At 59.8% G+C, this 13873-nt stretch carries 9 protein-coding genes; 3 read left to right on the top strand and 6 right to left on the bottom strand.

The genetic code is table 11. From position 1 onward, the window contains the following. Together HMPREF2743_RS03365 and HMPREF2743_RS03360 are read right to left on the bottom strand one after the other, a co-directional pair. The coding region (locus HMPREF2743_RS03365; RefSeq protein WP_083321595.1) for a G5 domain-containing protein at positions 1–6108 on the bottom strand (6108 nt) is incomplete at its 3' end. 389 nt (positions 6109–6497) lie between these two features. After that, a complete protein-coding gene (locus HMPREF2743_RS03360) occupies positions 6498–7274 on the bottom strand; it encodes a hypothetical protein (RefSeq protein ID WP_070528927.1) in 777 nt (258 codons plus the stop codon). Positions 7275–7433: 159 nt separating this feature from the next. On the opposite strand from HMPREF2743_RS03360, the gene HMPREF2743_RS03355 reads away from it, so the two are divergent. Then, positions 7434–8573 carry an Mrp/NBP35 family ATP-binding protein gene (locus HMPREF2743_RS03355; RefSeq protein WP_210383652.1) on the top strand — a complete coding sequence of 380 codons (1140 nt, stop codon included), beginning with the start codon at positions 7434–7436 and terminating at the stop codon, positions 8571–8573. 6 nt (positions 8574–8579) lie between these two features. On the opposite strand, the gene HMPREF2743_RS03350 is transcribed toward HMPREF2743_RS03355, so the two are convergent. The 3 genes from HMPREF2743_RS03350 to sigE form a co-directional block, all read right to left on the bottom strand. Further along, positions 8580–9167 (bottom strand): twin-arginine translocase TatA/TatE family subunit, encoded by a 588-nt coding sequence (locus HMPREF2743_RS03350; protein ID WP_070528931.1) that lies wholly within the window; start codon positions 9165–9167, stop codon positions 8580–8582. Between the two features lie 68 nt (positions 9168–9235). Further along, positions 9236–9682 carry an anti-sigma factor family protein gene (locus HMPREF2743_RS03345; protein WP_070528935.1) on the bottom strand — a complete coding sequence of 149 codons (447 nt, stop codon included), beginning with the start codon at positions 9680–9682 and terminating at the stop codon, positions 9236–9238. A 95-nt stretch (positions 9683–9777) separates the two neighbouring features. Beyond that, on the bottom strand, positions 9778–10443 hold the full coding sequence (gene sigE, locus HMPREF2743_RS03340) for an RNA polymerase sigma factor SigE (RefSeq protein ID WP_070528939.1): 666 nt from the start codon (positions 10441–10443) through the stop codon (positions 9778–9780). A gap of 163 nt (positions 10444–10606) precedes the next feature. Between sigE and HMPREF2743_RS03335 the strand changes: the two genes are divergently transcribed. Next, positions 10607–11254 carry an O-methyltransferase gene (locus HMPREF2743_RS03335; RefSeq protein ID WP_070745649.1) on the top strand — a complete coding sequence of 216 codons (648 nt, stop codon included), beginning with the start codon at positions 10607–10609 and terminating at the stop codon, positions 11252–11254. An 81-nt stretch (positions 11255–11335) separates the two neighbouring features. Here the strand turns inward: HMPREF2743_RS03335 and glgC are convergent, their stop codons facing one another. Continuing rightward, on the bottom strand, positions 11336–12553 hold the full coding sequence (glgC, locus tag HMPREF2743_RS03330; protein WP_070745651.1) for a glucose-1-phosphate adenylyltransferase: 1218 nt from the start codon (positions 12551–12553) through the stop codon (positions 11336–11338). A 165-nt stretch (positions 12554–12718) separates the two neighbouring features. Between glgC and glgA the strand changes: the two genes are divergently transcribed. Further along, a complete protein-coding gene (gene glgA, locus HMPREF2743_RS03325; protein WP_070528948.1) occupies positions 12719–13873 on the top strand; it encodes a glycogen synthase in 1155 nt (384 codons plus the stop codon).

Below are 13873 nucleotides of genomic sequence, written 5' to 3'. Positions count from 1 at the left end.
GTTGCCTGGCTCATCGGGGTTGCCTGGCTCGTCCGGGTTGTCCGGGTTGTCCGGGTTGTCCGGGTTGCCTGGCTCGCTCGGGCCCTCGCACTTGCACTTGGTGCCAACGCGGATCTTGCGGTCCTGCTTATCCTTCGTCACCGTCTCGGTAGTCTCCGGATCGCCCACAGGCTCACCGTTTACAAGCTTCCAAGTCTTGGAAACTTCCTTCTCACCATTGACACCAGGCTGGTCCTCTTCGACCTTGCCCGCTTCGAGGTTCGGGTCGTACTCAATGATGGTCTCGTACGGAATCTCCTCGGTGTGCTTATCCGTCAGCTCAGTCTGGTTCTCAGCCGGACCAACCTCGATGATGCGCGGGGAAGGCTTGCTGATTTCCTCAGAAGACTCCTCCTTGTTCACCTCGCCGTTATCAACAGTCACCGTGACGGTGTGCTTGATCTCACCAGGCGTGCCTTCTTGGACAACCTTGGTCTCACCCGGCTGCAGGTCCGGGTTCACGCGAATCTCGGTCTCGTACGGGGTCTTCTCAGTCCATTCGACCTTGTCGGAAACAGGGTCAGCCTTGGTGCCCACACGAATGACCGCGTTGCTCGGCTCCTTGGTGCGCTCGGTGGTCACGGTCGGCTCGCCGGAAGGCTTACCGTCCACGATCTTCTGAGTGGAAGTGACGACCTCAGTACCCAGCTCGCCCTGCTTATCGACGACCTGCTCGCCCGCCTTCAGATTCGGATCGAAGACGATTTCAGTCTCGAACGGAACAGACTTCTCCAGCTTGGTCACTACCTCGCTGTCGTCAATCTTCGGACCGTACTCGATGATCTGCTCAACCGGCTGCTTGATTACCTTCTCGGTGGTGTTCACCGTGGAGGTGTTGTCCTTCGCGGTGAAGTCGGCGGTGAATTCCTTCTCGCCGTATTCACCCTTCTGGACAACCTTCATCTCACCCGGCTTCAGCTCCGGGTTCACGCGCACGATCGTGTCGTACGGCAGCGGCGCAACCCAAGTTGCCTTGTTGGTTGCCTCAGCCGACTTGGTGCCGACAGTGACAATCTTCTCAACCGGCTTCTCAATGATCTCTTCAGTAATCTTCGGGTCACCCGGCTTGGAGTTGACGATGTCGCGTTCGATCGTCACCTTCTTCTTGCCCGGCTTGCCTTCCTGAGTGACCTTGGATTCGCCCGGCTTCAGGCTCGGGTCGTAGACGACCTTCACCTCGTACGGAACCTCAGTCTCAATGGACTCAGTGTTCTTGCCTGTGGTCTTGGTACCCACGCGGATGATCTGCTTGGTCGGCTCCTTGGTTCGCTCAGTGCTCACCTCAGGATCACCAGACGGCTTGCCATCCACGATCTTCTGAGTAGAAGTCACAACCTCAGTGCCAAGCTCACCCTGTTGGTCAACCTTCTGCTGCCCTTCTTCAAGAGAATCATCGAAAACGATCTCAGTCTCGAACGGAACCGGCTTCTCAACCTTGGTCACCACAGTGGTGTCCTCAGCGGCCGGACCGTACTCGATGATCTCCTTAACCGGATCCTTGGTCTGCTTCTCCTCCGGGGTCACCGTAGCCTGGTCACCCTTGGCGGTGAAGTCCGCAGTGTAGGTCTTCTCACCCGGAACGCCCTTCTGGACGACCTTGATCTCACCCGGCTTCAACTCCGGATTCGGACGAGTCTCAACCTCGAACGGAACCTGCGAAGTCCACTCAACCTTCGAGGAAGCCTCCGACGGCTTCGTACCGACTTTGATCACCTGATCAACCGGCTCTTCGGTGACCTTCTCCTCAACGGTGGCCTCGCCATCCGGCTGGGAATTAGTGACCTTCTGGGTCACCGTGATGGTCTTCTTGCCCGGCTTACCCTCGGTAACGGTCTCCGACGTACCTGCCGGCAGGTTCGGGTCAAACTCGATCTTGATACCGAACGGAACCTCAGACTCAACCGACTTCTTAACCTCACCGGTGGTCTTGGTACCGACGCGGATCTTGGCGTTCTTCGGTGCCTTCGTCTGCTCGGTGGTCACGGTCGGCTCGCCATCCGGCTTACCGTCCTTGATCTTCTGGGTAGAGGTGACAACCTCGGTACCCAGCTCGCCCTGCTGATCAACGACCTGCTCACCCTCCTTGAGGGAGTCGTCAAAGACAATCTCAGTCTCAAACGGAACAGGCTTCTCAACCTTAGTCACCACAGAGGTGTCCTCAGTCGCCGGACCGTACTCGATGATCTGGTTAACCGGAGCCTTGGTCTGCTTCTCCTCCGGCGTGACCGTTGCCTGATCACCCTTAGCGGTGAAGTCAGCAGTGTAGGTCTTCTCACCAGGCACGCCCTTCTGGACGACCTTGATCTCACCCGGCTTCAACTCCGGATTCGGACGAGTCTCAACCTCAAACGGAACCTGAGCAGTCCAGGTCACCTTCTCAGAAGCCTCAGACGGCTTCGTACCAACCTTGATCACCTGATCAACAGGCTGCTTGGTGATTTCCTCGGTGACCTGCGGATCACCCGGCTTGGAATTGGTGATGTCGCGCTTGACCGTCACCGTCTTCTCACCAGGAACACCCTCCGTCACAACCTCAGACGTGCCGGCAGGCAAGTTCGGATCGAACTCGATCTTCACACCGAACGGAACCTCAGACTTAACAGTCTCAACGTTCTCACCGGTGGTCTTGGTACCGATGCGGATCTTGGCCTTCTTCGGGGCCTTAGTCTGCTCGATGTTGATGCTGGGCTCGCCGTCCGGCTTGCCGTCCTTGATCTTCTGGGTGGAAGTGATGGTCTGCTCACCCGGGACGCCCTCTTCGTCGACAACCTGCTTGCCGGACTCGAGAGTGTCGTCGTAGACGTACTCGATCTCGAACGGAACCTCTTGGGTCTTCTTACTGGTCAGCTCTTGATCAGGGATGCCCGGGCCGACCTCAATGATGCGGGTCTGCGGCTCCTTAGTAACCTTCTCCTCAGCCACTGAAGCCTGGTCGCCCTTGGAAGTGAACTTTGCGGAATACTTCCGCTCGCCGTTCTCGCCTTCCTGAATGACCTTCATCTCGCCAGGCTTGAGCTCCGGGTTCTCGCGAACCTCGGTCGGGTACGGGATCGGGAACGTCCATTCGACGTCCTTCGCGCTCTCGGCAGGCTTGGTGCCGACAACGACGACTTCGTTCTTTGGCTCCTGGGTGCGCTCCCAGGTGCCGTCAAGGTTCATCTCTTCCTTGCCTGGCTTACCCTTGGTCTCAACCTTGTAGGTACCGGCAGGGACGGTGTCGTCGTACTTGTACTCGACCTGGAACGGAACCTCGCGCTTCGGAACGTCGATGACGTTGACCGTTGCGGTGGTGTTGTCCTTCGATCCGTCCTCGTAGGTCACGATGACCGGGACATCGATCTTATCGCCCGGCTTCGCGGTCTCCGGCGCGGTCGAGATGACATTGCCCTTGTCATCCAGACCAACGATCCAGTCGCCGTTAGCCGTCTTCATCTTGTACGTCGGGTTGCCGAACTCGTTGTTCTCACCCGTTGCCTCCAGGCCCTTGCCATTCGGATCAATGGTGAACGGCTTGTCCGCATCAAGGTTGATCTCCGCAGGCTTCTCGACGCCAATCGGCGAGGTCGCCGTACCACCCGGGTAGACCGTCTGCGACGGCACAACCGGCTTAGACTCCCAGGCGTTGGTCAGCTTGACCACGGTGGTAACCGGTGCCTGAGTCGTCAGACCACCCGGGGCGTTAACCGTTACCGTGACGGTGTTCTTGTCACCTGGCTTAGCATCGGCCGGCGGGGTGGAGGAAACTTCACCGGTCTTCGGGTCAATGGTGTATTTCCAGCCATTGACTTCCTGGGTAAGAACCGGCTTGCCATTCTTGTTTCCGAAGGAGAAGGTCGAGCCGTCAGGAGTGTCCTCTACCTGGTGCTTGACTTCCTGCCCCGGAGCGGTGACCTGGACGTTGTAGTTCGCCTTCAAGTCTCCCTTAATGACAACGACAGTGCCGACAACCGTCTGCGGCTTCTGCTTGCCTTCATCGCTGTAGTGAGCCTTGACCGGAACATTCAGGATGTCGCCTTCCTGCGCACCCTTCGGAATCGTGGTCGTAATCTCACCAGTTTTCTCGTCCACGAAGACGGTCCACGTCTTACCATCCTTGCTGGTAAGGGTGGTCTGGTTAGTACCATCCTCGAAGGTGTAGCGCGTCGGGGCCTCATCGGTCGTGTTGCCACTCAAACCGCGTTCCGGGATTTCAGGCGTGAGGCTGACACTCGCATTCGGCTGACCAGTCACTGTGTCGTAGGTCGGGATCTTGATGTCCACGATCGCCTGGAACTGGGTCTCGATCTCATCCGTGGTCTGGTCCGGGTAGGTTGCCTTCACCTTCGGGGTAATGATGCTGCCCGGCGTGACTGTGTCATCTGCCTTCGCGGTAACCTTGCCGGTGTCATCGACGGTGACGGTCCATCCCTCAGGGACAGTGGACTGATCAATCTCGAACTTGGCCGGGTGGACCGGCTTGTGGCCCTTCATGATGGACTTGGTGCCCACCTGGGCGGTAATTTCCTCGTTCAGCTTGCCCTTGGATAGGCCAGGGCGCACGAGGTCTGTGACCTGGGTGTTGTTCGGGTCGACAACCACGAGGAGTTGGAGTACGTCTGTGGAGCCGTTCGAGTACTCGACAGTGATTTTGGGCTGCGCAAAGCTACCCGGCTTCGGGTTCTCAGGAGCAGTGACGGTGACGTTGTAGTCCTCGTCCATCTCAACGGACCAGCCATCGAAGACGTACTTCTCGTCCAGAGTGACCTTAGCCTCGAAGCCGCCGTCACCCTTCTTCTTGACCAGGTCCTTGATCAGGTCCGGGGTCTGGGTGAAGGTGACCTTCTGCGGCTCGGTAGCAATCGGACCGGTAGCACTATCAACGCCCGAGATGATCGACGCATCCGTCTTGTCGTACTTCGGGGAGTGGTACTCGGTGTCGTCCAGGGAGAACGCCTTCGAGTCGATGACGTTCGCCTTACTGTAGCGCGTCAGCGAGTTGGAGCTATCGAATACTTGAGTGTTACCCCACTCATTGTTGTTCTCACCAGCAGCCTGGAGCTGGTCGACGGTACGTGGCTTTGCCAGAACGGAGAAGTTTACGTTCTTATCAGTGGCCAGGTCAGTACCGCGGTACTCAGGCCACGTGAAGAAGATCTCGCCAGTGGCTTCGTCGATACGCAGGTTCTGCGTACCCCCAGATGCCGCCGGGTCCGTGGTGCCGATGAACTTGCCATTGCCGTCGTAGGCCTCTACGACCATGCGGGACATCGAATCATCCGTGCCGCCGTTCGCAACAGCAGGAACGTTGATCTTACCGACCTTGGTTTGCTCACCAGGGACGATAACGTGCTTCTCGAAGCTCTCCCACGACACCGTAATCGGGTTACATTCGATGTTCTCGCTCGGCCACGGGTTCACGATGGCCGTAAAGGATGAGTTGGTTCCCTGGGTGGCCCTTGGCCCTTGAGGATTGTCCTGCTTATAGTTGCCCTGCCAGGCATAACGTACCGGGTTCGTGGCAGTGGCCTCAGCGAACTGCTTGACTTTGGCATCGGTCAGCTTCGCATTGAGATTCAGGGGTCGTTGTGGCCCAGAAGCAGTAATACCGAGAATTTCGTCGGCCTTGTGCGTGACCACCTTGTCAACAAGGGTCTGACCAGCATTCAAAGCGGGAATTTGAGCTGCATCAAGGTATGCGCCCATCCTGCCGTTATTGGTAAAGCCCCAATCGGCGAACGTGCGGTCCTTCGAGTTATCAAAGGAGACGCTCAAGCCCCACCGGGTTTTCGAGGGACTGGTCGCAGACGGCTCAGAGGTATACCAACTGAAACCAGCCTGGCTGCCCTCCGTAGTGCTTTCTGAGACAGTACACGAACCGGCCGGCAGGTCGGAGGCCTTCTGGGCGTCCTTCTCCACCGCGCCGGACTTGTCGCGGATGCCGCCGCTGAGGGTGGCGGCATTAGCCTCCGGAACCACCGTGTTAAAAGAGGTGATGCTGAGGCCGCTCAGCGCGAGTGTAATAGCAGAAAGAGCTGCTACCCCTTTACGGGAAGAGGGCCGACGGGCCGAGCCACTTCGTGGTGCATTCATTCCTTAGGTCCTTTCAAATGCGGTACCCTGCCCACCCCACAGTGCGGAAACCCGAAAGCCGCGGCGGCTTCTCAAGACATTTCCTCACAAATTCGTTTAAGGATTGACAGGAAATAGGCAGGTGAACGCTAAAAATTGTACCCTCCTATACATAAAACCGCAAGAAAAACAGGGTTTTACCTGGAATCTTTAAGAATAAGTACACAAGCGCGTGGGAATTATAGATTTCCTGGAATCGACCACTCTGTGAGATACTGATCGGTTTCCACACGTAGGGAGTGGGGCGGTGCGGCGAGACGTCGCCAAGCAGGGCGTGCCCATCGCCGTTATATGCAGTCCCGTATCGCCACCCCCAGACGCCGAGGACTGCGCCCCCTAGCTTGTCTCTTCTAGGACTCCTCGTGGACCAAATCCGAGCCACCGGAAGAGTTGGAGTCGCCTTCCTCATTGAGGTTCTGCATGAGGTTGGCCTCTATCCAGGCGCGTACGGTCGCCTCAAAGTCCTCGGAGTCTTCTACTTCCTGGACAACTTCATCGAGGTCCTGCGCGGTGAGGAACTTGGTAATGGAGGCAACTTCCAGCTTTTCATCGCGGTTGAATAGCCCGTCTTGGTAGACCACGACGTAATTCTGCGGAAGCTCCGGTTTTGAATTGGGGCAGCCTTCGGCACCGGCAGGCTCCACGACGGAGACCTCCGGGGGCAAAGACGCCATGAGCGCGACGTGGGTGCGCTCCAAAAAGTCCACGTCCTTGGTGCCCTCTTCCTTGACAGCCACGTAGTCCTTGGAAATCGCGCGGGCTTCCTCCGGGTTGTAGACGCTTAAGAATTCACCCGTGCAGCCAACGAAGAAGTTGCCGTTGGTGCTTATACCGCTGACGTGCTCCCCTCCCTGGCGCACCAGCATATGTTTCTGGGATACGGTAGCCGCGCGCCCCTCATCGCGCAAGGTCTGGCGATAGATTTCCGCCAGCACGCGCTGCTTATGGGAAGTCGGATCAATCATGATGGTGATCGGCGCCGAGTTCACTGGGTTCGGCACCGGCTTGGGTTCATACCCGGAGCAGGCGCTAAGCGACGCCCCCGCAACCCCCACCAAGGCCACCCCAACAATGCGGGCGAAGGTGCGGGAACGTCCAATAAGGCGGGGCATCAGAATCAGGCGCATTCTTTCTATTCAACCGGACATGCAGCACACATGTCGCTGTTCTTCAGGGTTCTCAGTCAGCAGCGCTGGGCCGCAGTATCTGGCTGAATCTTACACACCCCGCTGGCCAGACGGCGGTGTGGCTCTCCCCGATAGCAAGTGACTAGACTAATGCGCGTTATGACTAGCGCTATTACTGAATCTTCCGTTCGCGACGCGCTCACCCGCGTCGATGACCCAGAAATCGGACGCCCCATCACGGAGCTGGGCATGGTCAAGTCCGTGGCCGTCAATGGTCCGGACGTCGACATCGAGCTTTATCTCACCATCGCCGGCTGCCCGATGAAGGGCACCATCGAGTCCAATACCCGCGCGGCCGTAGCGGAGCTCGACGGTGTCGGCAACATCAGCATCTCCATGACGCCGATGAGCGACGATCAGCGTAAAGAGCTCAAGCAGAAGCTGCGCGGCGGGCAGGCCGAGCCGGAGATCCCCTTTGCCAAGCCCGAGTCCACCACCCGCGTTTTCGCGGTGGCCTCCGGCAAGGGCGGCGTGGGCAAGTCCTCCGTCACGGTGAACCTAGCCGCAGCCTTGGTCAACAAGGGGCTCAAGGTGGGCATCGTGGACGCCGATATCTACGGCCACTCCGTGCCCAGCCTGCTGGGTTCCACGGCGGGCCCCACAGTGCTTGACGACGAAATGCTGCTTCCCCCCATCTCCCACGGCATCAAGCACATTTCCATTGGCCAGTTCGTGGAGGGCAACGCGCCCGTGGTCTGGCGCGGACCGATGCTCCACCGCGCCCTGCAGCAGTTCCTCGCGGACGTCTTCTGGGGCGACTTGGACGTACTCCTGCTGGACCTGCCGCCGGGTACTGGCGACGTAGCCTTGTCGGTGGCCCAGCTCATCCCGAATGCTGAGCTGCTGATTGTGACCACCCCGCAGGCTGCTGCGGCCGAGGTGGCTGAGCGCGCCGGTTCCATCTCCCAGCAAACGCGCCAGCGTGTGGCCGGCGTGATTGAGAACATGGGTGCGATGGTCATGCCGGATGGCTCCACCATGGATATCTTCGGCTCCGGCGGCGGCACAGTGGTGGCCGAGCGCCTCAGCGTCCTGCTGGGCCACGAGGTTCCTTTGCTGTCGAGCATCCCGCTCGATCCGAGCCTGCGTGCGGCTGGCGATGCCGGAACCCCCATCGTCATCTCTGCGCCCGACTCCCCCGCTACCGCAGCCATCAACAAGGTGGCGGATTCCATTGCGGTGCGCTCCGATTCCCTCGTGGGCAAGAAGCTCGGCTTGGGTGTTACCCGCAAGAGCTAAAAGCCCTTAAGTTACGTCCTCCCAGGAGGAGCTGCCCTCGCCGGTGGGTGCATTCCCGCCGCGCGGGGGCTGCGTCGTTTTAGTAGCCTTCTCCCCCACCGGATTCTCCCCCGCCGGCTGCTGAGCGCCCAGGTCCGGATAGACCTGTGAATAGTCAAAGGTCGGCCGGCCTTGATTTTGTGGCTGTGATGGCTGCACTGGCCCTTGCTGGGGGTGAGCGGGCTGGTTGTTTACTTCTGCATCGTGCTCATACGGGCTGGTGCTCTTCTTGATGTCCTCAGCCATTTTTTTCGGGTTGAAATCGTCCCAGGCGGAATCGTCGCCGTCGAAAAGCGCCTTGGTGATAACCCCGCGCGGCCCCATGCGCGTCCACTCTGCCGCCTGGCTGAGAGGTACGCGGAGATCATCGAACTCCGCGCCGAGACCGCTCATTTCACCGTTGAGTTCCGCCTTCGCGTTGGCAATGGCCTTGCGCGCCGCGTAGATAGCCGCGCGCACGTCCATGATCACGCCGGGCAGGCGCTCGGGGCCGATGATGACGAGGCCGAGGAGCACGATGACAAGGATCTCGACCCAACCAATTGAGGAAAACACGAAACTATCTTAACTACTTCGATGAAGGAGACAGGGTGACGGGCGCGCGGGAGGCTTCGGGGTTTGAGTTATCCCCTTTGGTTGTGCCGGATGGCGCGCACGACCATCTCCACCTTGTCCAGAAAGTCCTGGCGTGGCTGGTGCGCGGGCGCTTCCGCATCCGGCCCGGGGCCGACGCCCTGGTGGGCGATGCCCGCGAGCTTCGCCATGAGTGAATCCGGCGCCTTGACGTGGGATTCCACGCTACATTCGCGCACCCACTCGGCGGCATTGCGCTGGTGGTGAATTTCTGCGCGGCATTCCGGGCAGTGCACGAGGTGGATGCGCACGCGGTGGGCATACTTGGGTGGCATCTCGCCGTCGACGAAAGCCACGACTGCCTCGGGCCCCAAGTGGCCAATGGTGTCCGCCCGCTGAGCGCGGGCCTTGGCTTTATCGCGGACCTTTGCTTGGGCCTCGGTGAAGAACCCGGACAGGCTCAGGGAATGGCAATCATTATGCCCTTCTTCTTTCACCTCAACGTCACCTCAACTCAGTGCGAGTTTTCCCTGCCTAGGCATGCTGCCTAAGTCCGAACGTCTCGCGGTCTCAGATTCAAACGCTGCCCAGTCTAGCGCGTACGCAGCAGGCTGCGGGTGTCCGCGTTGGTCTGGGCTTCCTTTTCCAAGGCCGCGCGCAGCTGGGAGCGGCCGCGGTGAATGCGGGAGCGAACGGTACCCATCTTGACGCCGAGAGTTTCAGCGATTTCGTCGTAGCTCATGCCCACGACATCACAGAGAACCACTGCCACGCGGAAGTCCGGCGCCAGGTTATCCAGTGCGGACTGCAACGCCGGATCGAGGTTGGCCACCGTGTAGGCCTGCTCCGGAGTCATGTCCGTGCCGGGGACGCGCTCATAATCCTCCGGCAGGGCCTCCATGCGGATCTTGGAACGGTGGCGGACCATGTCCAAGAAGAGGTTGGTGGTGATGCGGTGCAGCCAGCCCCCAAAGGTTCCCGCTTGGTACTTATCCAAGGAGCGGAAGACGCGCATGAAGGTCTCCTGCGTGAGGTCTTCGGCATCGTGTTGGTTACCGGAAAGGCGGTAAGCCAAGCGATAGACATCATCGGCGTGCTCGGCCACGAGCTCGCCCCACGAAGGCATCTCGGCCTGGCCGGCATCGAAAGCAGCGGTTCCGGTCAACTTCTCAGTTTCAGCACTGGCATCATGGCTGCCAGTGGCGGAGGAATCGGTGGAACGGTGAGCGGGCTCAAACTCGCGCTGCTGTGTGGTCATGGCGAATATCTTTCTATAGTGCGCGCCGAAACTCCAGCCAGCATACTGTGAGCAGGCTGTGAATTCGTCACTCCTCTTACATGCGCTTCTTGAGTCACAGGCAAAGGCAGTTGCGGGCGATTCTCAGCACGCAGGCGTGGGGATTTCACTATGGTTTTCTTTTGTGACTACTACGGCTTATGACGCAATGCGAACCTACATCGAATCCACCAGCGAGGTCTCCGAGGTTCTCGCCGGCGCCCGCGCCCATGCGGAGGAGTATGGCCTGCCGGCCCCCGATGAGGCGACCGGACAGCTGCTGAGCACGCTCGCGGCTGTCTCTTCCGGCACCACCTCCCGCCCGCAAGCGGTGGCGATTACTCCCGCTGCATCCGTCGTGGGCCTCTACCTGCTTGCCGGCATGCCGGAGAATGGAATTCTCACCTGCATCGATCCGGAGGCCGAGCACCAGGCCAGCGCCAAGCAAACCTTCCGCGAGGCCGGCTACTCCCCCAGCCGCGGCCGCTTCCTGCCGTCCCGGCCGCTCGACATCATGGGCCGCCTGGCCAATGACACCTACCAGGTGATCTACGCCGAGGCCCCCGCGCTCGATATGCCCGCGCTGCTCAAGGCCGCTTGGCCTTTGCTGCACCAACACGGCACCTTGGTGTTGGCCAATGCGCTTCTCGACGGCACCGTGGCCGACCCCTCCCGCACCGACCGCGACACCGCCGCCGCGCGCGAGGCCGACGAATTCGCTCGCTCCCTTGAGGGTGCGGCCGTGACCCGTCTGCCGTATGGGGCGGGCCTGACGCTCATCACGAAGCTGTAGTCCGCCAAGCACCACAAAAGCGGGCGTGGAGTGGAGTTCAATCCACCCGCACGCCCGCCTTCAGCGCTGAGATAACGCGGCTTAAACCTTGACGTTCTTGCCCACGACCACCACGCCGCCTTCGGAAACCTTGAAGCGCTCCTCATCGCGCTCGCGGTCCACACCGATGATGGCGCCGTCGCTGACCACCACGTTCTTGTCCAGAATGGCGTGGCGAACCACCGCACCGCGGCCAATGCGCACGCCCGGCAGGATGACGGAGCCTTCCACCGTCGCGCCATCCGCCACGTGCACATCCGAAGCCAGCACAGAGTTGCGCACCGTACCGCCGGAGACGATGCAGCCCGGAGCCACCATCGAGGACTGCGCAATACCGTTCTGCACAAACTTCGCCGGCGGGAAGTTGGAATCATCCGTGGAGTGGATAGGCCACGAACGGTTGTACAGGTTGAAAATCGGGTGCACAGAAATCATGTCCATGTGCGCCTCATAGAAGGAGTCTATAGTACCGACGTCACGCCAGTAGCCGTGGTCTCGCTCCGTGGAGCCAGGCACCTCATTGGCCATGAAGTCATAGACATGCGCCTGCTCACGCTCCACAAAATAAGGAATGATGTTGCCGCCCATGTCGTGTGCGGAGTCCTCATTCTTTTCGTCTTCCAGCAAAGCGTCGATAAGCGCCTGCGTGGTGAAGACGTAGTTGCCCATGGAGGCATAGGTCATGTTCGGATCATCCGGGGTCGCCGGAGGATTGGCAGGCTTCTCGACGAACTCCGTAATCGTGCCCATCCCATCCGCCTGGATGCAGCCGAAGGCGGAAGCTTCCGAACGCGGGACGCGGATGCCCGCCACCGAGCAGTCCAGGCCAGTCGCGATGTGTTCCTCCACCATCTGCGCTGGGTCCATGCGGTAGACGTGGTCAGCGCCGAAGACGATGACGTAATCCGGCTTCTCGTCATAGATGAGATTCAGCGACTGCAGAATCGCATCGGCCGAACCGTTGTACCAACGCTTACCGCGGCGCTGCTGGGCGGGCACGGAGGCGATGTACTGCGGGGTCGGTCCAGACAGGTTCCACGCTTGGGAGATGTGGCGGTCCAAAGAGTGGGACTTGTACTGGGTCAGCACCGCAATCTTGAGGAATCCGGCGTTGACAAGGTTCGACAGCACAAAGTCGATCAGGCGATAGGAACCACCGAAAGGTACGGCGGGCTTAGCGCGGTCTTCCGTCAGGGGAAAGAGGCGCTTTCCCTCGCCGCCGGCAAGGACAATGGCAAGGACATTTGGAAGGCTTCTCACACCACCCAATTTATAGACGTTTTCTGCATCGCGCAGAGGAAGTGCGTTTGTTTCTACCCCCTATTGTCGGCCTCCCACCTCCCCCGCTGCTTCTCGACGTCCCACCTCGCTGAACGCTCCGTCAAGGTTTAGCGCGAGCTGTGGATAATCCGTATTCTGGCGGGTATGAGAGCCGGAATATTTTCTAAGGAGTATCCGCCAGAGATTTATGGCGGAGCGGGAGTCCACGTTGCAGAGCTCACACGCTTCATGCGTGAGATCATCGATGTCTCTGTGCACTGCATGGGTTCTGAGCGCGATGAGAAGGACGTCTTTGTGCATGGCGTCGATCCTGCGTTGAAGGAGGCCAATGCCGCCGTGCAGACGCTTTCCACTGGTCTGCGCATGGCCAACGCCGCCTCCGATATCGATGTGGCTCACTCCCACACCTGGTACACGGGCCTGGGTGGCCACCTTGCCGGCCGCCTGTACGGCATCCCCCACGTGGTTACCGCGCACTCCCTCGAGCCGCACCGGCCGTGGAAGCGCGAGCAACTCGGCGGTGGCTATGAGATCTCCTCGTGGTCGGAAAAGAATGCCATGGAATACGCCGATGCCGTCATCGCGGTGTCGGCTGGGATGAAAGATTCCATCCTGGATGCCTACCCCCGCATCGACGCAGACAAGGTGCATGTAGTCCTTAACGGCATTGATACTCAGGTCTGGCAGCCGGGTGAATCCGCGGTGCTGGATAAGTTGGGCGTCGACAAGCAGCGTCCCATCGTTGCCTTCGTCGGCCGGATTACCCGGCAGAAGGGTGTGAAGCACCTGCTGAAGGCTGCCCAGAATTTTGATGCAGACATTCAGCTAGTGCTCTGTGCTGGCGCGCCGGATACGCCGGAGATTGCGGCAGAGACCGAGGCCCTCGTGGAGGAGCTGCGCGCTCAGCGTGACGGCGTGTTCTGGGTCAAGGACATGCTCTCGCGCGAGGAGATCAAGCAGGTCTATTCCGGCTCGGATGTTTTCGTGTGCCCCTCTATTTATGAGCCGCTGGGAATCGTCAATCTTGAGGCGATGGCCTGTGGCACCGCGGTTGTGGCTTCCAATGTGGGCGGCATCCCGGAGGTCGTTGTGGACGGCGAAACCGGCGTTTTGGTCAACTATGACGTAAATGACGAAGCCACCTTTGAAGCTGATCTGGCTGCCGCCGTGAACCGTGTCGCCGCCGATAAAGAGCTGGCACAACGCTTCGGTTCCGCTGGCCGCCAGCGCGCCATCGAGGACTTCTCGTGGGCTACCATCGCGCAGCAGACCGTGGACATTTACCGCTCGTTAATGTAG

Source organism: Corynebacterium sp. HMSC036D02 (assembly GCF_001836165.1).
In the GTDB taxonomy this organism is placed as follows: domain Bacteria; phylum Actinomycetota; class Actinomycetes; order Mycobacteriales; family Mycobacteriaceae; genus Corynebacterium.
This window is presented reverse-complemented; position numbering and strand designations above follow the sequence as displayed.